At 59.8% G+C, this 23226-nt stretch carries 19 protein-coding genes and 1 pseudogene; 13 read left to right on the top strand and 7 right to left on the bottom strand.

The window, feature by feature from the left end; all coding sequences use genetic code 11:
* Window positions 1-127: 127 nt before the first annotated feature.
* The 4 genes from ATJ93_RS19080 to ATJ93_RS19065 all read left to right on the top strand — a co-directional run bounded on the left by ATJ93_RS19080 (window position 128) and on the right by ATJ93_RS19065 (window position 6121).
* Window positions 128-940 (top strand): helix-turn-helix transcriptional regulator, encoded by an 813-nt coding sequence (locus ATJ93_RS19080; RefSeq protein WP_120246246.1) that lies wholly within the window; start codon window positions 128-130, stop codon window positions 938-940.
* Between the two features lie 129 nt (window positions 941-1069).
* Window positions 1070-2491, top strand: a complete 1422-nt coding sequence (locus ATJ93_RS19075) for an FAD-binding oxidoreductase (RefSeq protein ID WP_120246506.1) — start codon at window positions 1070-1072, stop codon at window positions 2489-2491.
* Between the two features lie 205 nt (window positions 2492-2696).
* Complete coding sequence (locus ATJ93_RS19070; protein WP_120246245.1) at window positions 2697-3884, top strand: LolA family protein; 1188 nt, start codon at window positions 2697-2699, stop codon at window positions 3882-3884.
* 149 nt (window positions 3885-4033) lie between these two features.
* Window positions 4034-6121, top strand: coding sequence for a PAS domain-containing sensor histidine kinase (locus ATJ93_RS19065; protein ID WP_120246244.1), 2088 nt, complete (start codon window positions 4034-4036; stop codon window positions 6119-6121).
* Between the two features lie 127 nt (window positions 6122-6248).
* Here the strand turns inward: ATJ93_RS19065 and ATJ93_RS19060 are convergent, their stop codons facing one another.
* The 3 genes from ATJ93_RS19060 to ATJ93_RS19050 are packed head-to-tail and all read right to left on the bottom strand — an operon-like array spanning window position 6249 to window position 8757.
* Entirely contained in the window at window positions 6249-7475 is a 1227-nt protein-coding gene (locus ATJ93_RS19060) for a Tm-1-like ATP-binding domain-containing protein (protein ID WP_120246243.1), read from the bottom strand.
* On the bottom strand, window positions 7472-7921 hold the full coding sequence (locus ATJ93_RS19055) for a cupin domain-containing protein (protein ID WP_120246242.1): 450 nt from the start codon (window positions 7919-7921) through the stop codon (window positions 7472-7474). The genes ATJ93_RS19060 and ATJ93_RS19055 overlap by 4 nt, the downstream gene beginning before the upstream one ends.
* A gap of 2 nt (window positions 7922-7923) precedes the next feature.
* A complete protein-coding gene (locus ATJ93_RS19050) occupies window positions 7924-8757 on the bottom strand; it encodes a phosphoenolpyruvate hydrolase family protein (protein ID WP_120246241.1) in 834 nt (277 codons plus the stop codon).
* 530 nt (window positions 8758-9287) lie between these two features.
* Here ATJ93_RS19050 and ATJ93_RS19045 point away from each other — a divergent pair.
* Window positions 9288-9926: pseudogene (locus ATJ93_RS19045) on the top strand (sensor histidine kinase); the annotation flags it as partial.
* Between the two features lie 599 nt (window positions 9927-10525).
* On the opposite strand, the gene ATJ93_RS19040 reads toward ATJ93_RS19045, so the two are convergent.
* Together ATJ93_RS19040 and ATJ93_RS19035 are read right to left on the bottom strand one after the other, a co-directional pair.
* Entirely contained in the window at window positions 10526-11758 is a 1233-nt protein-coding gene (locus tag ATJ93_RS19040) for a DUF4145 domain-containing protein (RefSeq protein ID WP_120246239.1), read from the bottom strand.
* Window positions 11759-12207: 449 nt separating this feature from the next.
* Window positions 12208-14019: a multicopper oxidase family protein gene (locus ATJ93_RS19035; protein ID WP_120246238.1), complete on the bottom strand. Its 1812-nt coding sequence runs from the start codon at window positions 14017-14019 to the stop codon at window positions 12208-12210.
* Between the two features lie 189 nt (window positions 14020-14208).
* Between ATJ93_RS19035 and ATJ93_RS19030 the strand changes: the two genes are divergently transcribed.
* From ATJ93_RS19030 to ATJ93_RS19020, 3 genes are all read left to right on the top strand, one after another.
* Entirely contained in the window at window positions 14209-14712 is a 504-nt protein-coding gene (locus ATJ93_RS19030; RefSeq protein WP_120246237.1) for a molybdopterin-dependent oxidoreductase, read from the top strand.
* A 98-nt stretch (window positions 14713-14810) separates the two neighbouring features.
* The gene (locus ATJ93_RS19025) at window positions 14811-15911 is read left to right on the top strand and encodes a DUF2249 domain-containing protein (RefSeq protein ID WP_120246236.1); all 1101 of its coding nucleotides are present in this window, start codon (window positions 14811-14813) and stop codon (window positions 15909-15911) included.
* A gap of 220 nt (window positions 15912-16131) precedes the next feature.
* Entirely contained in the window at window positions 16132-17418 is a 1287-nt protein-coding gene (locus ATJ93_RS19020; protein WP_120246235.1) for a cation:proton antiporter domain-containing protein, read from the top strand.
* 132 nt (window positions 17419-17550) lie between these two features.
* On the opposite strand, the gene ATJ93_RS19015 is transcribed toward ATJ93_RS19020, so the two are convergent.
* Window positions 17551-17784 (bottom strand): ribbon-helix-helix domain-containing protein, encoded by a 234-nt coding sequence (locus ATJ93_RS19015; protein ID WP_120246234.1) that lies wholly within the window; start codon window positions 17782-17784, stop codon window positions 17551-17553.
* 292 nt (window positions 17785-18076) lie between these two features.
* On the opposite strand from ATJ93_RS19015, the gene ATJ93_RS19010 reads away from it, so the two are divergent.
* Together ATJ93_RS19010 and ATJ93_RS19005 are read left to right on the top strand one after the other, a co-directional pair.
* Window positions 18077-18640, top strand: a complete 564-nt coding sequence (locus ATJ93_RS19010) for a DUF5806 family protein (protein WP_120246233.1) — start codon at window positions 18077-18079, stop codon at window positions 18638-18640.
* A gap of 221 nt (window positions 18641-18861) precedes the next feature.
* Window positions 18862-19734: a universal stress protein gene (locus ATJ93_RS19005; protein WP_120246232.1), complete on the top strand. Its 873-nt coding sequence runs from the start codon at window positions 18862-18864 to the stop codon at window positions 19732-19734.
* 34 nt (window positions 19735-19768) lie between these two features.
* Here the strand turns inward: ATJ93_RS19005 and ATJ93_RS19000 are convergent, their stop codons facing one another.
* Complete coding sequence (locus tag ATJ93_RS19000) at window positions 19769-20827, bottom strand: CNNM domain-containing protein (RefSeq protein ID WP_120246231.1); 1059 nt, start codon at window positions 20825-20827, stop codon at window positions 19769-19771.
* Window positions 20828-21083: 256 nt separating this feature from the next.
* Here ATJ93_RS19000 and ATJ93_RS18995 point away from each other — a divergent pair, with 256 nt between their 5' ends.
* The 3 genes from ATJ93_RS18995 (at window position 21084) to ATJ93_RS18985 (ending at window position 22904) form a co-directional block, all read left to right on the top strand.
* Window positions 21084-21374 (top strand): PadR family transcriptional regulator, encoded by a 291-nt coding sequence (locus ATJ93_RS18995; protein WP_013875869.1) that lies wholly within the window; start codon window positions 21084-21086, stop codon window positions 21372-21374.
* Between the two features lie 300 nt (window positions 21375-21674).
* Window positions 21675-22079 carry a carboxymuconolactone decarboxylase family protein gene (locus ATJ93_RS18990; RefSeq protein WP_120246230.1) on the top strand — a complete coding sequence of 135 codons (405 nt, stop codon included), beginning with the start codon at window positions 21675-21677 and terminating at the stop codon, window positions 22077-22079.
* 90 nt (window positions 22080-22169) lie between these two features.
* On the top strand, window positions 22170-22904 hold the full coding sequence (locus ATJ93_RS18985) for an MBL fold metallo-hydrolase (RefSeq protein WP_120246229.1): 735 nt from the start codon (window positions 22170-22172) through the stop codon (window positions 22902-22904).
* Window positions 22905-23226: the final 322 nt, after the last annotated feature.

The raw sequence follows: 23226 nt of genomic DNA, 5'->3' as shown, positions 1-23226 counted from the left end.
AAACAAATTAGAATTCATGTTTCTGCCTATCCTCGTAAACCAATACGTCTAAATATGGATATTATTTCTAACGAAACTTTCAATATCGTCTCGAGTGACCAATTTTGTCTGCTGGGGATGAGCGAAGATGGGGGATGTATCCGACGTAATCGATACGATCAGAAAGCGCTCGGACGTGCTCGCTGAACTCGCGGAAGAACCGTTACAACCGCGAGAACTCGTCGATCGGTTGGCGGTTTCCCGATCGACGGTCACGAGGGCACTGGGGGACCTCGAAGACGCGGACCTCGTCGCGAAGCGAGACGGACGCTACGTCGCCACTCGATTCGGGGAGATCGCTATCGAGCGTTTCGAACGGTACTCTACGGAGATCGAAACGCTCGTCTCTATCAAGCCGCTTACCCAGGCATTTCCGACGGCTGATCCGCCGCCGATCGAACTTCTCGAAGGCGCTGACATCGTCCTGCAGCGTCACGATGGCGCGTTTCGACCGCTCGAGATCGTCGAAGAGACGTTTCGAACGGCGAGCGGAGCGGCGATCGCGTACTTTCCCACCGTTGTCAATCCGAACCTTCCTCGAGTCTGGGAGCGGACCGCGGGCGAGTCCGATACCGACCTGACGATCATCCTCGAGGGGGAAACGTACGACTGCCTCAGAACGCGGTACGAGGACGAACTCACTGCGATCGCTTCGCAGTCCGACGCCGCGTTGTATGTCGGGGATGGTCCGTCGTTCGGGCTCGTTTGTATCGACGCTGGTGACCAGTTTACCGTTCTCGTCGTTATTTACGCTGCGGGCGGCGTTGAAGGCGTCATCGTGAACCGATCTGCGGAACTGCACGAGTGGGTTCGCGGACTGTTCGATCGAATTCGAACTGACGCCGACCCCGTCGACGCGTCGCTTCGAGAGCGTGATTCGGTCGTTGTCGATCCGTCGTGAGTAGATCTCAACGCAGGCGGTCTCACCCAGTACAGTTGCCCGCTATTCGGTAGTTCGTTCCCTTGTTCAGCGGGTGACACAGTGGCCCACCCGGTGCATATGAACGTGATCACCGTGATGTGGATACCGATGACAGTTCACGAGCATCCGCTCGGTATCATCGCATCGGTGGATGAGGGGGCACTCGAGGACTTCGGGGAGGAACTCCGCGGCGATCTTATTCTTCCTGATGGCGACGAGTACGAAGACGCCCGGAACGTCTGGAACGGTCTCATCGAGAAGCACCCCGCGATCGTCGCTCGCGTGAAGGGGGCGACCGACGTCGCCCGCGCGATCCGGTTTGCCCGCGAGCAGGATCTCGAGCTTTCGATCCGGGGCGGCGCCCACCATCAGGCCGGGAGCGCCGTCGTCGAGAACGGGCTCGTCGTCGATCTCGAAGACATGGATGCCGTCCGCGTCGACCCCGAGGAACAGGTCGCTCACGTCCAGCCCGGCACCCGCGCCGAGGATGTTCTCGCCGAGACCCAGAAGCACGGTCTCGCCGTCCCGACCGGCAGTGCGGGCGACGTGGGGATCCCCGGGAGCACGCTTGCCGGCGGCATCGGTTGGATCCGCCGGAAGCACGGCCTCGGCATCGATGCGCTCCGCCGTATCGAACTCGTCACCGCCGACGGCGACCTGGTGACGGCCTCGCCCGACCATAACGAAGACCTGTTCTGGGCTGTCCGCGGCGGCGGAGGTAACTTCGGCGTCGTCACTCATTTCGAGTTCGACCTGTACGAGGTCGGTCCGATGGTGCAGGCCCTCGGCGTGTTCTATCCGTACGATGCTGCGACAGCGGTCCTCGAGACGCACCAGCAGGTGATGAGCGATGCGCCTGCTGAACTGACGACGATAGTCCTCGCCGGACACGTTCCCGGCTTGCCGCCGATGCCCGACGACCTGATCGGCGAGGATGCCGTCGCCATCATGGGCTGCTACGCCGGCGACCCCGAAGACGGCGCAGCAGTCATCGAGCCGCTTCGCGATATCGCCGAGCCGCTTCTCGACATGAGCGACGTAATGCCGTACGAGGCATTACACGATCTCGGGACGCAGATGTACCCGTGGGGCCGGAAATACACCCACCGGTCGGTCTTCGTCGACGAGGTTACCGACGACATCCGCGACATCATCCTCGAGCAGACTGAGGCGGCGCCGTCGCCGATGTCGGCCGTCGGTGTCTGGTCGCTCGGCGGCAACATCGGCCACGGTACCGATGCTGCCTACGCGTGGGATGACAAGGAGTACATGATCACCATCGAAGGCAACTGGGAGGAGTTCCGGAACCAGCCGACCCTCGATTGGGCGGCCGAAACCGAGCGCGAACTGCGCCGTGCCGGTGCGGAGGGAGCGTACGCGGGCTTTACTGGGGTTGACGAACGCAACTGGGAAGACTGGACGAAACAGGTCTACGGCGATAACTACGACCGGCTCGCCGAGGTGAAAGCTGCGTACGATCCCGACAACGTCTTTCACCGCAACGTCAACGTCGATCCGGACGACGCGTGAGCCGGTAACAACGTAGCTGGTTCGGTGCACTTCTCTCCGTTTCCCGTCCCGGTCACGCTGTGACATACGCTACGGAGACGATCGGGGTTTCCAGTAGAAGGGAGCGCGCCGTGCCGATACAGTCCCCGTGTGGACGGCACTCTCCGACCTGTCGTTCGAATCGATCATCAGAGATGTAATGTTTCTCGATTAACACGTATGCAACATGGTCCCCAAATTCGCGGGAACGCGAGCGATACCCGCGGCGATCGCCGTCCTGTTCGTGATGCTCCTCGCGGGGTGTGTCGCCGTCCCGAGTACCGGTACCGGTGTCTCCGACACGGCCCTCGAGACGCAGATAACCGAGGCAACGCCGCCGTCGGAACTCGCCGCAACCGTCGAAATCAACCAGACGATCGACGGTGAGACGACGACCGTCCGCGAGGACGTCCAGTTCCGCGCCGACGGTGCCAGCCGTATCGAGACCGCCGACGGCACGGTGATCGTCAGCAACGGCACCACGCGATGGCAGTACGATCGGGATGCCGACTCCGCTCAGCGACTCGAGATCGATCCGAACGCGTCGTCGTTCCTCGAGGGAGTGTACGCCCAGCAACAGCGATACGTCGAACGGTACGAAATCGAGTCGATCGACGAAACGACGATCGACGGGAGAGATGCGTATCGGGTCGCGTTCGAGCCGGCCGCGAACGAGTCGGTCGGCCGGTCCGTCTCTATCCTCGTGGGTAACTCCGAGTACGTGATTCCGCTGGAGCGGGACGACGGCGACTTCGACGGCGCGGATCGATCGGCGGAAACCGTCGACGTGTGGTTCGATCAGGAACACCTGTTTCCCGTCAAGCACCGCGTCGCAGGCGACGGCGTCTCGCTCGAGACGACCTATCGAAACCTCACGGTCGATCCGGGGTTCGACGACGATCGCTTCGAGTTCGAGCCGCCGACGGACGAGAACGGAAGCGAGAGCGTCGATGAAATCGTGCTACCGTCGATCGAGAGCCACGAAACCGTCGACGCTGCTGACGATGCTGTTCCGTTCGCCGTCGGGCAGCCACCGGCTGCAACGGTCCCGGACGCATTCGCGCTGGAGAAGGTCACCAGCTACGAGTTCCCCGACGAAAAGCGCCAACAGGTCACGCTGTCCTACCGCGGCGACGGCGAAACGATTACGGTGACGACCAGCGACGGACCGCGACTGTTCGCTCGCGGCGGTGAGACCGTCTCCATCGGCGATGCGACGGGGACGATCGCCGACACTGACGAGGGAACGGAACTCGAGCGGTCGTGTGGCGGCGCCACTGCCGACGGCGACCTGTACTATTCGATCTTCGTCAGCGACGGACTCTCCGACAGTCGGCAACGCGCCCTCGAGATCGGTCGCGCGCTCGAGTGTTAGGGTGACAGTTTCGGATCGACCGTGTCCTGTCATCGCTGATGGGTAATTATGGGGGTCTGTGACAATTGGCTGTCCGCCAACCGCTTGCGGGCTATTTGCTGTTGTCAGAACCGATAGGATAAACCCCCTCTAGCGAGAGAACCCATTCAATGAGTTCCGCCGGGCGCCACTCCATAACCGAGGTGACAGGAGAAGTCACCCGCGCCTTGCTTCCGAGCAGCACTACAGACGACCTCCAACAACGCGTTTGTGAGACGTTCGCAGCCTCGGCGTTGTACTCGTTTGCGTGGATCGGTCGCTATGATTCGGCAAAAGAGGCGGTGGTTCCAACGGCGTCCGCCGGACTCCCGGAGCAGACGGTCGATGAAATCGCGCTTACCGCGGACTCGCCTCGAGCAGCGCTGATGCAGGAGGCAGTGCGTACACGGGAGATCACGATCGGGCAGGATCTCGTTGACGACTCGCGTTGCGAGGAGCGCCGCCGGAATCCAGAACAGAACGACCGCCCCTGGGCGGTCATCCCTCTCGTTTACGAAGAATCGCTGTACGGCGTCTTGCAACTTGCCACCGACCGTCCGCACGGATTTGGCGCAGTTGAACGAGAATTACTCGCAGAGGTAGGGGAAACGATCGCGTACGCCCTCGAACTCGAAAATGCGGAGTCCACCACGAGGACCGCTAGTCCCGACCGACCGGAAACGGAGACCGAGACGACGGCATTGCCGATCGAGGCCGAGCAGGAACGGCGCCTCTACGAGACAATCATCTCCAGTACTCCCGACCTCGTCTACGCGTTCGACCTCGATTACCGATTCATATTCGCCAACGACGCGCTGCTGGAGATGTGGGGGCAAACCTACGAGGAGTCCATCGGAAACACCTTGCGAGAAAACGGCTACGAGCCGTGGCACGCGGAAATGCACGAACGCGAGATCGACCAGGTCGTCGCGACGAAAGAGCCGATCCGTGGCGAAGTAGCGTTCGAACACGCTGAGCGCGGGCGTCGAATCTACGACTACATTTTTGCACCCGTATTCGATGCTGAGGGGGACGTCGAAGCTATCGCCGGGACGACGCGCGATATCACTGAGCGCAAAGAGGCTGAGGAGGCCCTGCAGAAAAGCGAAGAGCGGTTTCGAGCACTGGTCAACGCGAGCTCGGATGTCGTGTATCGCATGAGCCCGGATTGGAGTGAAATGCACCAGCTCGAGGGGAAGGATTTCATCGCCGATACACACGAATCGACCAGCGATTGGCTCGATAAATACATTCATCCGGATGATCAGGAGCGTGTTAAGAAGGCGATCGACGACGCGATCCGAACTAAGAGCACCTTCGAGTTGGAACACCGGGTAGAGCAGGTCGATGGGAGCCTCGGCTGGACGTTCTCGCGTGCGGTCCCGATGCTAGATGACGACGGGACCATCGTCGAGTGGATCGGGATGGCGAGCGACATTACCGATCGGAAGGAGTACGAGCGCAAGCTCGAACAGACCAACGCGCAACTGAAACGCTCAAATAAGGAGCTCAGACGATTCGCCCACGCCGCCTCTCACGACCTGCAAGAACCATTACGGATGGTCTCGAGCTATCTCCAGTTGCTCGACAATCGCTACGGCGATGACCTCGATACTGAGGCACAGGAGTTCATCGAGTACGCCGTCGATGGCGCCGACAGGATGCGGAAGATGGTCGATGCGTTGCTCGAGTATTCTCAGGTGAATACGTACGACGAGGACTTTGAACCGGTTGACTGCGAGACAGTCCTCGAGGAGGTACGCGAGAATCTTCAGGTAGCGATCGATGACCATGAGGCGACCATCACGTCGGACGACCTCCCCACTGTGAGCGGGGATGAGCGGCAACTCGTTCTCCTCTTCCAGAACCTCATCGATAACGCCATCACGTATGCGGGCGACGATCCACCGGACATTCACGTCTCCGCCGATCGACGAGACGACGAGTGGAAATTTTCGATCCGCGACAACGGGATCGGAATCGACCCGGAGCTGACCGACGACATCTTCGAGGTGTTCAATCGCCTCCACGCCCGTGATGAGTACCCCGGAACCGGTATCGGTCTCGCTATCTGCAAACGCATCGTGACGGCACACAATGGCCGTATCTGGGCCGAATCCGAGTCCGAGGAAGGGACGACGTTCTTCTTCACGGTCCCCGCCGAAAACGGTGAGGGTGCCGGTTCCGGGCCAGCGGATGGCCGGGCAGCCAGCCAATAGTCGAAATTCCTGACGATAGCGCTATTCTCGCTGCCGACGAAGGGACGGTACCGAGTCGGGTACTATCCACATCATCGACCCCGGCTCGGTCTGCATTCTATCGACCGTTTTCGACGTCGAACCCCCGTCACGGGGCTCGACCAGCGTCTCGCATGTATTCGTCGAGCGTCTCCGCGAGCGCCGCAGCGAAGGCTTCGTCGTTGATGTCGGTCTCGAGTTCGAACAGTTCGATATCGTCCTGGAGCGTCGACCGCAGCGCGTCGAACAGCGCCTCGTCGGCCTCCGGATCGTGGAAGTCCTCTCCCTCGACGTCGATCGCCGAGACGCCCTCGAGCGGGAGTGCAAGCGCAGTTGGGCCGGTTGCTGCGTTGAGTTTCTCGGCGATGATCTCCCCGAGTTCGGCGTTCTCTTCGGGCGTCGTCCGCATGAGCGTCACCTGCGGGTTGTGGATGTGGAACTCTCGTCCCTCGAACTCCTCGGGGACCGAATCGCGCGGTCCGAAGTTGACCATGTCGAGTGCCCCCGTCGACACGACCTGCGGGATGCCCTCGTCGCCGGCCGCCTCGAGTCGCTCCGGCCCGGCGCTCAAGACGCCGCCGACCAGTTCGTCGGCCCACTCGGTCGTCGTGACGTCGAGGACACCGTCGACGATACCCTCCTCGACGAGCGATTCCATCGCGCGGCCGCCCGTTCCGGTCGCGTGGAAGACGATGACCTCGTAGCCCATGTCCTCGAGTCGCTCGCGGGCCGCCTGCACGCAGGGCGTCGTGACGCCGAACATCGTCATGGCGACCGTGGGTCGTTCTTCAGCGTCGACGTCGGGGTCGTTCGCGACCATCCCGACTATCGCCAGAGCGGCGTTAGCAATGATCCGTCGCGAAAGTTGGTTCAACCCCTCGATGTCCGCGACCGAGTACATCATCGTGACGTCCCGGGCCCCGACGTAGGGCTCCGTATCGCCCGACGCCATCGTCGACACCATGACCTTCGGCACGCCGACGGGCAGCGCCCGCATGGCCGCCGTCGCGATCGAGGTGTTTCCCGATCCGCCCAAGCCGAGGATGCCGTCGAGGGTGCCCGCATCGTAGAGCCGCTGGGCGATTTCGGTCGCGCCCTCCCCCATCGCCGCTATCGCCTCGCCGCGGTCGCCCTCCTCGCGAAGGTGCTCGAGCGTCGTTCCCGCTGCATCCGCGACCTCCGCCGCTGTCGTTGCCGGTTCGACCGCCGGTCCCGGTTCGCCCATCACGCCGGCGTCGACCACGTGAACGTCGACACCCTGGGCCTCGAGAACGTCCTTAGCGAAGCCGATCTCTTCGGCCTTCGTGTCCAGCGTTCCGATGATGACGACGCTCATTGTTCTGCCTCGCTCGAGACGGCGGTATCGCGGTCCTCAGTCGGCAGTTCTCCCGCGGGAACGATCTCACAGTCCGGCTGCTGACGCAGCTGTGTCTCCGGGCCCGGCGGCGCGTAGACGGCCAGCAGGAGCAGCGGCTCCCAGCCGGTGTTTTCCGTCCCGTGTTCGACGCCTTCGGGAATGAACACCAACTCGCCGGCTGCGATATCGCGCGTCTCGCCGCCGACTTCCTGTCTCCCCTCTCCCCGTAGGACGTAGAGGATTTCGTTGCTTTCGGGGTGGGTATGACGCTCGTGTCCCTTTCCCGGCTCGAGTCGAACGACGCCTGCACTGAATCGATCGCCGCCGGTGACCTCGGGCGTATGGAGCCACTTGAGGACGCCCCAGTCGAACGCCAAGCTTTCGACGTCGTCCGGTTCGACGAAGTGCGTGTCCGTCTCCGTCATGGTCAGACCTCGATCGATTTGAACTCGCGGGCCTGGTTCTCGATGGCCTCCTCCGTCGGCAATCGCTCGAGGCTGGACGCCCCGAAGAAGCCGACGACGCCCTCCGTCTCGTTCAGGACGTATTCGGCGTCGTCCGGCCAGGCGATCGGCCCGCCGTGGCAGATGACCAGTACATCGTCGTTGACGGCCGTGGCCGCGTCGTGGTGGGCCTGTACCCGTTCGGCGGCCGCGTCGAGATCGAGCGCCGTTTCGGCGCCGATGTCGCCCGACGTCGTCAGTCCCATGTGCGAGACGATCACGTCCGCGCCAGCTTCAGCCATCTCGCGGGCCTGCTCCTCGGTGAAGACGTACGGACACGTCAGCATGTCCTGGGCGGCGGCCTCCCGGATCATCTCGACTTCCTTGTCGTAGCCCATCCCCGTCTCCTCGAGGTTTTGGCGGAACTGGCTGTCTTCGTCGATGAGCCCGACGGTCGGGAAGTTCTGGACGCCGGCAAATCCGCGCCGCTTGAGATCCTCGATGAAGACGTCCATCTGCCGGAACGGATCGGTTCCGTTGACCCCCGCTAGTACGGGTGTGTCCTCCACGACCGGCAGTACCTGTCGTCCCATGTCGAGGACGATCTCGTTGGCGTCGCCGTACGGAAGCAAGCCGGCCAGCGAGCCCCGCCCGTTCATCCGATACCGACCGGAGTTGTAGATGATCAGCAGGTCGACGCCGCCGCGCTCGGCGAACTTCGCCGACATGCCCGTCCCGGCACCCGCGCCGATGATCGGCTCGCCGTTCGCAACCGTCTCCTCGAGTCGCCGTCTCGATTCGTCGTGTGCAAATTCCATGACAGATGATGTCAACCACACTTCTGCTCTTCAAGCTTTCCTCGATAGCGGCTCGTGACTGCAGTAGGTGGGCCCCGGATACGTGTATTCGTGTCTTTGATGGTTAGAGTAGACTGTCTTGGCGGAGCGGTACAGGCAATCTAGTTGCCAACCAACAGATCTACAACACTGACTGACCAAACAGTTAAACGCGAGGAGGACGGGGCGCTGCCCGATATTCCGTCGGCCCACCCCGTCCCCTTCGTCGACAGCGAATCAGCTATTCGTTGGCATCATCACCGGGTCTGGAGTCCGATCCAGGCCCGTCTCAGTTCAGCCGAGGTACTCCTCCTCTCGTGACTTGCGACTCCACAGAAACCACTTTGAGCCTCAATCGAGTGCACGACCCCTCAAGATATCGGTACAATAGACGAGGAGGGGCTGTCTTCGGGCCAAGACTGGCAGGCAACGACAGTATGTCCCCCACCCCCCTCGCCAGTATCTACTTACTCGGCCGAACGCATAGTTGGGGTCGCTGACCTGTAAGCCTCTCTCATAACTTACAGGAACCGCTGCGGATGGTCTCGAGTTACCTGCCACTGATCGAGAACCGGTACGCCGACGACCTCGACGAGGAGGGTCGCGAATTTCTGGACTTTGCGGTCGACGGTGCTGAACGGATGCGCGCGATGATCGACGGCCTGCTCGCGTCCTCTCGAGTCCAAACGCAGGGCGATTCGTTCGAGGCAGTCAATCTCAACGACGTTCTTGCAGAGGCACAACAGGATCTGCAGGTGAAAATCGACGACGCTGATGCAGCTATTACCGTCGAGGAACTCCCTCAGATCGAAGGCGATACGAACCAACTCCGCCAGGTCTTCCAGAATCTGCTCGAGAACGCGCTCGAGTACAGCGGCGAGGGGCCACCGCGAATCCGTGTGTCCGCCGAACGCGATGGTTCAGAGTGGGTTGTATCGGTTCAGAATAACGGAATCGGTATCGAGTCCGATGACGCTGAGCGTATCTTCCGCGTGTTTGAGCGACTCCATAGCCGCGACGAGCATTCGGGGACTGGAATTGGGCTCTCGTTGTGTGACCGTATCATCGACCGCCACGGTGGGGACATCTGGGTCGACTCTGAACCCGGCGATGGGACGATATTCTCGTTTACCCTGCCCCAGCGTCTGTGAGCTGCCGCTGTGATTTTACGTTAGTTCCGTGGTGAATAGGCTGTCACTGTATACTGATGCAGTAGCTGGTGACCGAACCGACGCTCGAGTCTGTTCGAAATGCTATTTCTTGCGCCCGTGGTCGGATCCGTTTGGTTCACAGAATGATGCCGTCAGTAGCCGTTTGTGAACACGGGCCCCCTATTTTTCGTAGAGTAGTGTCTGGATATTGTGTCACAGATCTCTGGAAGATGTTCTGAGTTGTCGCTGTAGTCGCTCACACGGTCTATTTTGATTGTGACCACGACAAGTCGATACTCGTGTACATATTCGGGAAACTAATTCTGTCGATGTACGACCACAGGGGGATCGGATAATATAATCAAAATAACGGACTGAAGAAAATATTCAGAAGCAGTACTGCTAATCCGCTTGCACCAATCAAGATGAAACCTAATACGATCAATATGAGCGGATCTATATCTATTTCCATAACTTTGTCTTTGACTTTATTATTTATAAGCATCAGGGTAGAAAATCCCCGTTAGTACCTATAATACCGCGGCGTATGATCGCAAAAAGTTGTGTGGAACAGCTAGTGTATAGGTTAAATATCTAACTCATGTATCGGTGATTTCTGGGAGGATTTCTGGAAGTTTTTGAACATCAAACTCAAACTCACCATCTTTCCGATTTATATCCCGAAGACAATCTAATTCTCCGATTATTTGCCATACAGTTGCCATATCTAGATTGTACTCTTCTATGAGCTCATTGACAGTTACTGTTGGAGAGTCAACTAATTCCGTTTCTGCTCCATATTGATGAGCTAAAAAGTATATTCTTATCTTTTGTTTTAGGGAGTACTTCTCGCTATCGGTTATATATAATTCTCCTTCATTCGAGAAACGGAACAAATCATCAACATCCGTTGAATACTCTGATAAAATCTCAGAATCTGATGTCTGGAAAAGTTCTTTGTCTAACTCTGTATTATTAGACTGAGCTTCATCAGTAGCTGATGAAGGTGTTACGTTATCTTCATCAAAAGATTTCCTTCGAAGGCTAAATAATACCGTTGCGGTCTCTTCTATCATTTCCGAATATTCATCTACATCACTTTTTGTCACCTTCTTTTCGATCGAATGAGCGCCTGCATTTCCTTGATAGCGAATCTCGTGAAGTTTATTGATTAATTCCATATCGACCGCATCAGACAACGGTTTGAAATGGTCTATTTCCTCCTTAAAATTATCAATCAACCCTCCGAATTGTACGAACTGTTTACGATCTTCATTGAAGAATAAGTGCATACCTTCTTCCATGGCAAATCTCGAACGTAATGTTTCTATCAAAGCATTTTCTAGTAACTTACGAGATAAAACCAAAGTAGCATTATAGGCTTCTGCTTGATAGCAAGTGTTTATTTCGCTTATTAGGCCAGGATAAAATGATTCGGGTGAGTTACTCACATTAATGAATGGGTCTGAATGATATGCGATATTTGGAGTTGTTAGTGATCCCTCGTCAACGCCCTCCTCAATCTGTTGGACCATGGGGTACTCATCGAGTTCATCTTGAGCTGCTCCATCGACTTTTTGATAAACTCGATTCATGATCGCTATCGCCAAATCCTTATCTTCGTCATGGACACTTTTCAAAAACTTCGCCGTCCTATTTGCTTTATCTTCATCGCCAAAATACCAACTTCTGAAAAATCTATCCGTGTTTTTGGCAATATCGTAAACACCAAACTCCATTGAGATAGTCTCCCATTCTTCTTTCGATATCTGTTTAGAAGAAATGAATCCGGAAAACTGTGCAATAAGTGCTTGGTTAGCATCAATAGACATTATCCAGTATCTCCTATTCAAATCAGATATATTTATTGAATATTCATAGATAGATTATTTTCATTATTCGTCCGGTCTACCTCCCCTGTTTCGTGAGCTTCAACTGGAGATTTTTCGCGCGGATACGGGCGGGGGCGCTGTAATTTTTTGGCGCTGTCGCCTTGGCGACACCCTCGAGACAGGAGACTCGAGTACGAAACCGACGGTCGAATCGCGTACCGGATCGGCGTTCCCTCTCGAGTGCAGCGGTGAGCCGCCTCGAGAAGCGATCGCACGCCCACACGAAGACGCGTATCACCGGATTCGGTCGGCGGCCGACGGCTGTCTGGGCGGCTCGTCTGGAGGGGTGATCGACGCATCGCCGCCTCCGTCTAGTCAGGACCCCACATTCGGAGCAGTCCGTTGAGAATCCACGCGAGACCGATCGAACGGTTCGAGGGGAACTCGAGTTAGGCCGCGTCGGTTTCGTCGTCTTCCGGGAGCACCTCGAACGGCCGCATCATGTCGTAGTCCTCGTGCTCGATCATGTGGCAGTGCCACATGTACTCGCCCGTCTGGTCGTTGAACAGCCCCTCGAACTCACCGAAGTGGACGATTATGTGTACCACCTCCGTGGGATCGACGGTCACGACGTCGTTCCACCCCAGTTCGTACGGCTCGGGCCCCTCGAGCGTCTCCGGATCGATGCCGTCCGTCTCCGGGTCGTAGTCGCTCAGCGGCTCCCGGCCCAGCACCTGGAAGTGGACGAGGTGGAGGTGCATCGGATGGGACATCGGCGTATTGTTGGCGATGCTCCAGATTTCGGTCGTTCCGACCGTCGGTTTCTCGGTGACGGGATCGTCGAGCGCGTACCCCGACGGCTGCGCTTGGTCCCCGAGGTGGTGTTTCATCCGTCCGTACTCGTCGGTCCCGCCGGCAAGCGTCAGATGGCGGTGAGTATCGACCGACTCTACGGGAAGCTCGGGCAGGGTCGTCAATTCGTCGGGTACCGACCCGGTTGCATCGCCAGTCGTCGAGTCCGCAACGTCGACGAGCATGATCTCCGGAAGCGGCTTCGTTTCGTCGCTGTCCTCGAGCGAGCCGCGGTACAGCGACGGTGCGTCGTTGTGCAGCAGCAACGTCTCGCCCGCGTAGTCGGAGAAGTCGACGACGACGTCTGCCCGCTGTCCTGCGCCGAGCTCGAGGCGGCCGTCGACCGCGACGGGCTCCGAGAGGAGGCCACCGTCGTTCCCGATCTGGACGAACGACGGGCCGTCGGTACCGGTCTCCCCGGCCGACTCGTCGTACGCGAGCAGTTTGAGAGTGTAGTAGCGACTGTTGGAGCCGTTGAGCAGGCGGAACCGGTACGACTCGGGGTCGACCGAGAGTCGCGGCCAGGCCGTTCCGTTGACGACCGGTGTATCCCCGTAGAACTCCGGCACGATGCTCGTCTCGGGATACGAATCGTCGCCACCGCGGTCCGCTGAAACGGCCGACGGATAGAACAGCGACCCGTCCTCGTTGAAACTCCGATCCTGTATGACGAGCGGGATTTCGTGCTCGCCGGCCGGCAGATCGAGTTCGCGCTCGTGGTCGCTCCGAAGAAGGTAGAACCCGGCGAGACCGGCGTAGACGTTCAGCCGCGTGATGCCGACCGAATGGTCGTGGTACCACAGCGTCGCCGGTGGCTGGTCGTTGACGTAGTAGTAGTCTTTGTTCTCGAATTTCGGCCCCGTCTCCGCGAAGTCGCGGGTAAACCATCCCTGAGCTTTGCCGTCGCTCGCGGATTCGACGTTCCCGCCGTGGAGGTGAGGGACGGTCCGAACGCCGTCGATGTCGTAGGGAATCATCTCGTCGTGGACCGTCGTGTCGACGGGCAAGAGGTGGTCGTCGGGCAGGCCGTTTTGCCACCGCACGTAGATCGGCTCGCCCTGTTCGGCCTCGATCGTCGGGCCGGGGAACTGCCCGCCGTACCCCCAGACGGTCGTCGGTGGAAGGTCGCTGTGGAGTTTCTGCTCGACCTCGCGCATTTCGATCTCGTAGTAGGGATGGCCGTCCTTCGTGCCGGTCGGCTCTACGACGCCGGGCCGGGGCACTTCGTCGACCCACTTCTCGAGGGCCGGCGAGGAGTGAGCCGCGACGGTCGTCGGAACCGTTGTCTCCGTTTCGGTACCGGTCGGCGCGATACAGCCTGCGATGGCCGAAACGCTCGAGGCGCCAGCCGCACGGAGAAGCGTCCGCCGCGAGAGACCGAGTCCGGACCGCTCAGTACGTTCGTTCATATACCGACATATGAATCCCCGTCGAATAGCGGGTCAGTCGATTCTTACCGGGTGGGAACCGACGGAATACCTTCGCTCCCAGAACTACGCCAGAACGACGTTGTACCCCGGACTCGAGAGCGAGAGTACGGGTGGGGCCGAAATATGTTCGGAACAACCGTTTACGTGATGTCGTCGTAAACGGATTCGATGAGCGATCTCAAACCACACGCCGTTCCCGACGACGTCGACCCCGACCGGTGGACGCTTCGGCTTACCGGAGCGGTCGATCAGTCGCTTCGGCTCACCGCCGAAGACCTCGTCGCATACCCGCTCGAGACGGCAGCCGACGACTTCGCGTGCGCCGAGGGGTGGGTCGCGAACGGGCTCTCGTGGCGCGGCGTCCGCGTTGGGCGACTCCTCGAGGACGCCGAACCGACCGAAGCGAGCGAGTACGGCCTCGTCCGCGCGATGGACGGCGAGTACGCCTGTTCGTTCCCGTTAGATCGACTCCGGGAGTCGATCCTCGCGCTCGAACTCGACGGCGAGTCGCTTCCGCTCGAGCACGGCGGTCCAGCACGGCTCGTCCCGCTCGATACCGACCGCGACTGTTGGGAGAGCATCAAGTGGGTCTCGGAGATCCGCATCGGCGAAACGCCGTTTGTAGGGGATGACACCGCGAAAGACCTCGCGCTGTCCCGGATCGAAGGGTAACACGAGTCGAACGGAAGGCAGAGTGAGACGTCTGATACATCCCCGAACGGGTTCGGCACAGGTGCCATCCCTCCGGCCGGAAAGTTTCTACTACGACGATGGCCACCGAGATCGACTTACGCGGGCGACCAGCCGACGAGTATCGGACCCGACTCTTCGATGCGTTGACCGAGGCCGAACGCGGCGACGTCTTCGAAATCGTCGCTGCGGAAGACGTCGATCCACACCTGGTTCAGTACCAGCTCGAGCACGAGCGCGCACTCGAGTGGGAGTACGATGATCCGGACGAAGAACCACGGGAGCTTCGAGTAACGGTGGGTGACCCGCTCGAGGACGAGCACGGGACGATCGACGTCCGGGACCTGAAACCGCAGCGTCGCCACGGGGTCCTCCTCGAAATCTTCGATACCCTCTCTGCCGGCGAGGGGTTCGTGCTCGTAAACGACCACGATCCCAAGCCGTTGTACCACGAACTCCGCTCGATGCACGGCGATATCGTCGACTGGCAGTACGCGAGCAAGGGCGACGGAGAATGGCGCGTCGAGATCGAGAAAACGGCCGATTCAGCGGCCGACAGCGAGGACGTCGTTACCCGGTACGACGTTCGCGAAATCCCGAAGCAGGAGCGCCATCCCACGATTCACCACCGGTACGGAATGCTCCCCGACGGTGCGACGATGGAACTCGTGGCGCCACACGAGCCGCGGCCGCTCCGCCGCGAGTTCCGCCAGCAGTACGGCGATACCTTCGACTGGGAGATCGTCGAACAGGAACCGGGCCGCTGTCGCGTCCAGATCACGAAACGAAGCGGTGGCGGCGAGGCGACCGCGAGCAACGCTGATGAAGTTGAAAACAGGGACGAGGACGCGGACGAGGCGACGACGGACGACGAATCGCTCGAGGTCGTCGATGAACTCGATGTTCGCGACCTGCCACCCGCCCAGCGTCACGAACGGATCTTTAAAGCGTACGCCGAACTGGACGGCGGTACGGGATTCGTGCTGGTGAACGATCACGATCCGAAACCGCTGTACCACCAGTTCGACGCCGAGGCCGGACCGGAGTTCCGGTGGACGTATCGCCGAAAAGAGCCCGACGAGTTCCGCGTGTTGATCGGAAAAGCGGAAACGGACGACGGCGTTCCCGGAACGGATGCGAGTGCGACGCAGGAAGAGACGGAGCCCGAGGCGCCGTTCTAACGACCACTGACGTCTCTGACCGCTGACCGGCGCTCGATCGTGCATTCGGGCGTTCCGGTCGAGCGGTTCGAACCGGACGAGATGGAAACTGGTGGACCCAGAACTCGAATGCCGTACGTCGATTGCAGGCCGAACCCCTATTTCACTGATCGCTGAATCGGCTCAATACAACTCGTTTGATGCGATCAATCCCGGAGGTCCGGGTTCCGGGATCGATACTATGCAAGAACTGAACATTGCGTTCGTCACGATCGGTGGGTTGACGCTGGTGTTGAGTCTCGTCGCGGGGTTTATGCGAAGTAAGGTGTACTTCCTCTCGGAGCCAATGGCAGCGGTACTGCTGGGGATTCTTATCGGTCCCCCGGGGCTCGGCCTGATTCGCCTGTCCGGCTGGGCGGATCCGTTTACGATCCTCGAGCAGTTCGCCCGGTTGACGGTCGGACTCGCCGTTATGGCGGCAGCGCTCCGGCTCCCGCAGCGATACTTTCGGGACCACGTGCGGTCGATGGCCGCCGTGCTCGTTCCCGGAATGATCGGGATGTGGCTTGTCAGCAGCGGACTCGTCTATCTCCTCGTCGATGCCCCGCTCTGGATAGCGCTGCTTATCGGCGCGATCGTCACGCCTACGGATCCAGTCCTCGCCGGAACGATCGTCACGGGCGACATGGCAACGCAGTATATCCCGTCACCGATTCGCAACCTCCTCACCGGTGAATCGGGTGCCAACGACGGATTAGCGTATCCGATCGTCTTCTTGCCGATGCTCGTCCTCCAGCATTCGCCCGAACGGGCGCTCACCGATTGGCTGCTCTCGACGCTTCTCTGGGAAGTCGGCGCTGCGATTCTCGTCGGCGCAGTTATCGGGGCGGCCGCCGGGTGGATCGAGAGCGAGTCTCGAACGCACGACTTCCTCGAGGAAACGTCGCTGCTGAGCGTGACCGTCGCCCTCACCGTCGCTGTGTTAGGCGGCGTCAAGTTGCTGGGAAGCGACGGCATTCTCGCCGCTTTCGTCGCTGGACTCCTGTTCAATCAGTTCGCCGATGCAACCGACGAAGCCGACGAGCAGAAGGTCCAAGAGACGGTGCTTCGCTTGTTTACGTTCCCGATCTTCGTGTTCTTCGGGATGGCGTTGCCGATCGATCAGTGGGTTTCGTTAGGATGGGCGGGAGTCGCTCTTGCAGCGGGCATCCTCCTCTTCCGACGGGCGCCGATGATGGTGGTGTTCCGCCAGACGGTTCCGTCAGTCGAGGACGACCGCGATGCACTGTTCGCAGGGTGGTTTGGTCCGATCGGGATCGCAGCGCTGTTCTACGCAACAGTTGCCCACCGGATACTGGGCAATGAATTCGTCTGGGGTGTAGCCAGCCTCGTCATCGCGAGTTCGGTGTTAATCCACGGGATCACGGCGACGCCCTTTACGAAACTATACGGAAGCGTAATCGACCGCGTCCAGTCGGAGTCGTCGGATGGAACTGACCAATCGTCGGTGTTCACGGACGGAGGATAACCGGGCAGTCGCTCTCGATGAGCGATCACACAAACGATCCATGCGCTGGTCTACGCCTATCGCTCGAAACCTCGGGCGAGTCTCGACTAGATTCGCCGCCGTGATCGTAAGCCTCGGCCCGTCTCGAATTCGTCAGGATCGGTCGCGGTTCCGATCGGGCGACCCCTGAGACTCGAGCAACTGCTGAATCCCCGCTCGGATCGCCGCACTTCGGGAGTGGTAGACGTCAGCCTCGACCAGCGATTCGAGGGCTGCGAGCTGCTCGTCGGTCGCTCGGAATGTGATGCGATTCAGCGTCCGACCGTTCTCGAGCCGGGAATGGCTGCCATCGGCTGTCCCGGCGTCGGAGGGTGAACGACGCGTCATCGAGCCCCACCTCGTTCGGGCTCAAGCTGGAACGATGGTCTGGTTGGATTTCGTCCGGTGACCATATCCCGGAAACGGGTTCGGCGTCAAAAAGGGCTCGCGTAGCGGAGTGAAAGTGAATTTGGAACGCTATCCGGACATCGAAATGACGGCCCGTTAGGGCCAGCTCGAGCAGCCTTCGATCAGGCGAAATTCGACCCCCGAGTAAGGTGGAATTCGACGGACGGCGTGACGGACAACGTTATCCTCGTCGGGGCCGTGTACGTGATGCGGGCAACCGCAGAAAACCACCATGCCCGAAGATACGCATTCATCACCCGAGCGCAGCGCAGTCGCACCCGATCGATTCGAACGACTCGAGCACGCCGACTACGACCGCGTCAACGACTTTCTCCGCGAGCGTGTCGCCTTTACGGCCCGCGAGTGGGCGATTGCACGCCTCTGTTCCGACTTCCGGACCGGTACTGGCGTCGAGATGACGAAGATCGGCGAGAACCTACCCGACCTCGTCCCGTTCATGGACGAACCGTACACGCGCCAGGCCGTCTACCAGTCGCGCCGCTCGTTCGAGGAGAAGGTTCGCACCGCCGGCGCGACGGTTCTCTACGGGGCCTACGCCGATTTCTTCACGGCCGACGAACTCGACGATATCATGTACGAGGCGACCGAGGTAGCGAGGTTCCTGATCGAAGTCGAAGGCGCATCGCTTTCGGCTACCGCAGAACGAGACGCGGAGGAGCGGATTCGCACGGCGATGGAAGCCGTCCATCGAGCGAGTCGCGACCTCCGCTACGACCACTGTCCGAACTGCGGAGCGAAACTCGACGCGGACGCGACCGACGCCGACGAGTCGTAATCGAGGTCGGTGCGGTAGCGGTGACTCGATCGACCAACCCTGCCGTGACGCCGGTCAGCGCGCAATCCGGATCAGTGGTACCGCACTCCTTATCCGGCTCACCCCTCGTCCGTTGGTGCCGTAACGAACTCCTCGAGAGCAACGAGGATCGACTTCCTTGCGAGTACACCGATCGCTCGAGTCGGGAGTAACGATATGTGACTCCTGTCCGAACACCCTGTATGATCGATTTCGTTCTCGTCCCTGTCGACGGCAGTGAGCCAGCGGCTGCCGCACTCGACTACGCTCTCGAGATCGCGGCCACCAACGGGGCGACGGTCCAGTTGCTGTACGTCGCGAACACGAACAAACCGAGTCTCACACAGCAAGCGGGATCCGTCGTCGACGCCCTCGAACAGGAGGGCGAAGACGTCATCGCGGATGCGCGCGAGCAAGCGACGCAGCAGGACGTTCCCGTCACCGACGATATCGTGCAGGGTGATCCGCGGGAGGCGATCGTCGAGGCGGCCGAACCGGAGTTCATCGATCTCGTCGTCATGGGGACACACGGCCGAGACAGCCTCGAGAACTACGTCCTCGGAAGCGTCACGGAACACGTCGTCAACGCGTGCGAGACTCCCGTCCTGGCGGTCCGGGCGGACGAGGACGCGAGGCAACCGTATCCCTACGATGATATTCTCGTCCCGACCGACGGGAGCGATAACGCGCGGAAAGCGATGGCGTTCGCCGCGGACGTTGCGACACAGTACGATGCAACGCTGCACCTGCTTTCGGTCGTCGACGAACCCGCACTCGGGGCTGCGGTCGGCTCCTCGCCAGTCCTCGATCGACTCGAGGAGAACGCACAGGAAATCGTCGCTGACGGCGCGGACACTGCGAGAGAAGCGGGCATCGACGATGTCGAGACAGCGGTCGAAACGGGTTCAGTGCCGGATACGGTTCGCTCGTTCGCGACCGACGTCGGTGCCGATCTGATCGTGATGGGGACGCACGGCCGACGGGGACTCGACGAGCGGTTGCTCGGGTCGACGACGGAGCGGGTGCTTCGAACGGCACCGGTCCCGGTCTTGACGATCGGCGCCGCGGCGGAGTGAGTTCCGTCGAGTGAGGGCGAACCGACCGAGATCGCTACGAGAGTCGTCCCTGGTCGATCGGATCCTCGATATCGCCCATAACCGCTTCTAAGAGGTCGGTCACGGTTATCAACCCAACCACCGCACCGTCCTCGATCACGAGCGCCAGTTCCTGCTGTTCCGTCTGGAACTGGTCGATCGCATCGCTGACGTCCGTATCAGGGGACATCGTCATCGGTGGGGCAGCGACTTCCGTGAAATCGATGCTGCCGTCGGTCATTTCCTCACGGTTTCTGACGAGGATCGGCGTATACACGATGCCGCGGAAGTCGGTAAGGTCGTCGCCGACGAGGGGGTATCGTGTTTGGGGCCGCTCCTCCATTTTCTGAAAGTTCGATTCCGGACGTGCTTCGGTAGACAGCGCGACGATCTCGTCCGGCGGGACCATCAGTTCACTAATGGGCTGTTCGCCGATCTGAAAGGCGTTCATCACCTCCTCGCGTCGTTCATCGGGAAGTTCGCCTTCCTCGAGAACCGACCCGAGCCGGTTGCGGAGATCGGCACGCGATTCGATAACCTCGCGTTCGGTCTCACGCCACGCACCGGTCATCTCGATGCCGAACAGTCGCAGCGTTCCCTTCGCGACCAGGTCGCCGAGTTTGATCGCCGGAGCGAGCACCTTCGCGAACCAGTACAACGGGCGTGCGCCGTACTTACAGACCTGCTTCGAGCGTTCGACGCCGAGATACGTCGGCGTCTGTTCGCCGTGCGTGAGGTGGATTAAGTTGATGAGTAAGAATCCCAGCAAGGAGCCGGCGCCGACCGACGCCAGCGCCGTATTCGCGAACAGCGGTTCGAACAGGGCCGCTAGCCCGGGCTCGGCGACGATCCCGAGTGCGATACTCGTGCCGGAGATCCAGATCTGACACGTCGTCAAGTAGAACTCGAGGTCGTCGGTCATCTTCCAGGCGAGCTCGAGACCCGGCGTGTTAAACTCCGACTTCGGGTATTGGCGGGCGCGTGTAAGGCCAAATTCGATCGCGACGAAGTAGGCGTTCAGGCCGATCAGGATGATACCAGCCAGTATTCGTCCGCCGATCTCGAGTGGGTCCATCACTGGTAAACTGTTGTCGTCTCATAAAGTAGTGAGTGAAACCACCGTACAGTACGTGGTCGATAACGACTCTTGAGTGAGACTCTGGTCAAGACGACTTAAACATCAACAAGAAAACAGTATTCGGAACCAAATTTGCTGTCTGGCGACGTCAGATCGCGAGGTCGCTTTCCGTCAGAGTCCGTAGATGAGTACGCGTTCAGATGACCGGTTTTCGATACCTATATCTGATTATCTTACCTATCTCGACTTGGACATGTATGATTTGACCGGATTCCAGCGTGACCTGCTGTACACGATTGCTGGTCAGGAGGAACCACACGGCCTGGCGATCAAGGAGGAACTCGAGAACTACTACGAAAAGGAGATCCACCACGGCCGGCTGTATCCGAATCTCGATACGCTCGTGGATAAAGGGCTCGTCGAGAAGGGACAGGCCGACCGTCGAACGAACTTCTATACCGTTACCAAGCGCGGCCAGCGCGAACTCGAGGCCCGCCGCGAATGGGAAGACCAGTACGTCGGCGACCTCCTCTCGTCGGAGTGAAGGTCACGCCGTACACTGAGCTCCTCGAGGACGGTTTCGGTCATAGCAGCGTCGCACGACCTCGTCATATTCCGTGAGCGTGTCGTCTCTGTATCCAGCGCTGTTGGCCCAGTATTCGTAGAACTGACGCTCATGTGGTCGGCTAGTCAACTGGATTGCACAGCAAATACTCTGTACCAGTCACCAATTATTTTCACCAAAAAGTATTAAGTAATGTATTGTGGTAAAGACGGTGGTGTTCGATACCAGTTGACGCCGTATCGGGCACGATCGCCGTTCACACGAACGGGGGGCGAGACCATGGCACCAGAGCAGATACACCAAGAGATCGAGGAGTACCTCGGGCAGGTACCGAGCTGGATGGAGATGCTGGCAGCGCCGGCCAGCGAGCACAGTTGGGGAATCTTTCGCGATCTCGGCCTCGGGGAAACCGAGCTGAGCCCACGCGAGAAAGCACTCATCGAACTAGGTGCAGCAGCGGCGATGAAGTGTCCGTACTGCACCTACTTCCACAAAGAAGAAGCGCGGCTGTCGGCGGTGACGGACGACGAACTCGAGGAAGCCGTGAACCTGGCCAGCGTTACCAGTTACTTCTCGACGATACTTCACGGAAACGAGGTTGACTACGACAACTTCGTCGCCGAAACGGACGAGATCATGGCGTACGTCGAAGAACAAGAAAGCGCAGCGCCGGCAGACGACTAACGTAATCGACACAGGGATCCCGTCCACTGTGTCGACGCTGCACTATTTCGCCGCAAATCCCAACCCGGCTCCGCTCCAAGTGACTCTCGTATGACAACCGACTCCGATAGTAGCGTTCGACTCGTGCGGAACGCTACCCTTCTCGTGACCATCGGCGAGACGACGTTCCTCGTCGATCCGATGTTTGCATCACCCGGTGATAATCCACCCGTACCGAATTCGCCGAACGAGCGAAGGAACCCGCTCGTCCCGATGCCCGATGTCGACCTGTCCCACGACGCCGTGGTCGTTACCCACCGTCACCCCGACCACTTCGACGAGGCGGCGATGGAAGAACTCGAGGCGGACGTTCCGCTGTTCTGCCAACCCGACGATGCGGACGCGTTCACCGACGAGGGGTTTACTGATGTGCGCCCCGTCGACGACGAGGTCTCGTTTGACGGCGTCACTATCCACCGGACGCCCGGTCGCCACGGACACGGACAGTTAGCCGAGGAGATGGGACCGGTTTCCGGATTCGTCTTCGAAAGCGACGAAACGCTGTACGTCGCCGGTGATACGATCTGGTATGAGCCGGTCGAGCAGACGCTCGGGGCGTTCGACCCGGACTTGGTCGTCCTCAACGGGGGCGAAGCACAGTTCGAACAGGGCGAACCGATTACGATGGGCGTCGAGGACGTCACCGCCGTCCGCGATGCGACCGACGCGGCGGTCGCAGTCGTTCACATGGAGGCCATCAATCACTGCCTGCTCTCGCGCGAGGAACTGCGCTCGGAGACGGAAGACGTTCTCGTTCCCGATGATGGATCGCAGGTCACTCTCTAGCGGGATCGCCGTAGCCGCCGAGCACCGGCGCCGGCTTTTCGGGGTCGATATAGCGTCGCAGCTATCGGAGTATAGTGGCGGCATGCACCGCTTCTCGAGCGAGGGTCAGACTAGATCGGATCCGGAACCGCACCTCGTTCGAGAGGACGGTGCCTGCCGAGTCACATATACCTAAGTAATGCCTCTACAAACCTATGTCTGCACCGTAAGGTGCCCCGGTATGCGAGAGTCGCCCCTACCATCGAAACCACCCTCGCATACCGCGCTTCCGTACCGGAAGCGAGTGGGTCTTTTGTGCCAACCTACTAAACGATATTGCCCG

The organism is Halopiger aswanensis (assembly GCF_003610195.1).
In the GTDB taxonomy this organism is placed as follows: domain Archaea; phylum Halobacteriota; class Halobacteria; order Halobacteriales; family Natrialbaceae; genus Halopiger; species Halopiger aswanensis.
This window is presented reverse-complemented; position numbering and strand designations above follow the sequence as displayed.

Coding starts and splice junctions, on each gene's coding strand:
- ATJ93_RS19080 (WP_120246246.1), top strand. CDS start 128: ATGGGGGATGTATCCGACGTAATCGATACGATCAGAAAGCGCTCGGAC.
- ATJ93_RS19075 (WP_120246506.1), top strand. CDS start 1,070: ATGACAGTTCACGAGCATCCGCTCGGTATCATCGCATCGGTGGATGAG.
- ATJ93_RS19070 (WP_120246245.1), top strand. CDS start 2,697: ATGGTCCCCAAATTCGCGGGAACGCGAGCGATACCCGCGGCGATCGCC.
- ATJ93_RS19065 (WP_120246244.1), top strand. CDS start 4,034: ATGAGTTCCGCCGGGCGCCACTCCATAACCGAGGTGACAGGAGAAGTC.
- ATJ93_RS19060 (WP_120246243.1), bottom strand. CDS start 7,475: ATGAGCGTCGTCATCATCGGAACGCTGGACACGAAGGCCGAAGAGATC.
- ATJ93_RS19055 (WP_120246242.1), bottom strand. CDS start 7,921: ATGACGGAGACGGACACGCACTTCGTCGAACCGGACGACGTCGAAAGC.
- ATJ93_RS19050 (WP_120246241.1), bottom strand. CDS start 8,757: ATGGAATTTGCACACGACGAATCGAGACGGCGACTCGAGGAGACGGTT.
- ATJ93_RS19040 (WP_120246239.1), bottom strand. CDS start 11,758: ATGTCTATTGATGCTAACCAAGCACTTATTGCACAGTTTTCCGGATTC.
- ATJ93_RS19035 (WP_120246238.1), bottom strand. CDS start 14,019: ATGAACGAACGTACTGAGCGGTCCGGACTCGGTCTCTCGCGGCGGACG.
- ATJ93_RS19030 (WP_120246237.1), top strand. CDS start 14,209: ATGAGCGATCTCAAACCACACGCCGTTCCCGACGACGTCGACCCCGAC.
- ATJ93_RS19025 (WP_120246236.1), top strand. CDS start 14,811: ATGGCCACCGAGATCGACTTACGCGGGCGACCAGCCGACGAGTATCGG.
- ATJ93_RS19020 (WP_120246235.1), top strand. CDS start 16,132: ATGCAAGAACTGAACATTGCGTTCGTCACGATCGGTGGGTTGACGCTG.
- ATJ93_RS19015 (WP_120246234.1), bottom strand. CDS start 17,784: ATGACGCGTCGTTCACCCTCCGACGCCGGGACAGCCGATGGCAGCCAT.
- ATJ93_RS19010 (WP_120246233.1), top strand. CDS start 18,077: ATGCCCGAAGATACGCATTCATCACCCGAGCGCAGCGCAGTCGCACCC.
- ATJ93_RS19005 (WP_120246232.1), top strand. CDS start 18,862: ATGATCGATTTCGTTCTCGTCCCTGTCGACGGCAGTGAGCCAGCGGCT.
- ATJ93_RS19000 (WP_120246231.1), bottom strand. CDS start 20,827: ATGGACCCACTCGAGATCGGCGGACGAATACTGGCTGGTATCATCCTG.
- ATJ93_RS18995 (WP_013875869.1), top strand. CDS start 21,084: ATGTATGATTTGACCGGATTCCAGCGTGACCTGCTGTACACGATTGCT.
- ATJ93_RS18990 (WP_120246230.1), top strand. CDS start 21,675: ATGGCACCAGAGCAGATACACCAAGAGATCGAGGAGTACCTCGGGCAG.
- ATJ93_RS18985 (WP_120246229.1), top strand. CDS start 22,170: ATGACAACCGACTCCGATAGTAGCGTTCGACTCGTGCGGAACGCTACC.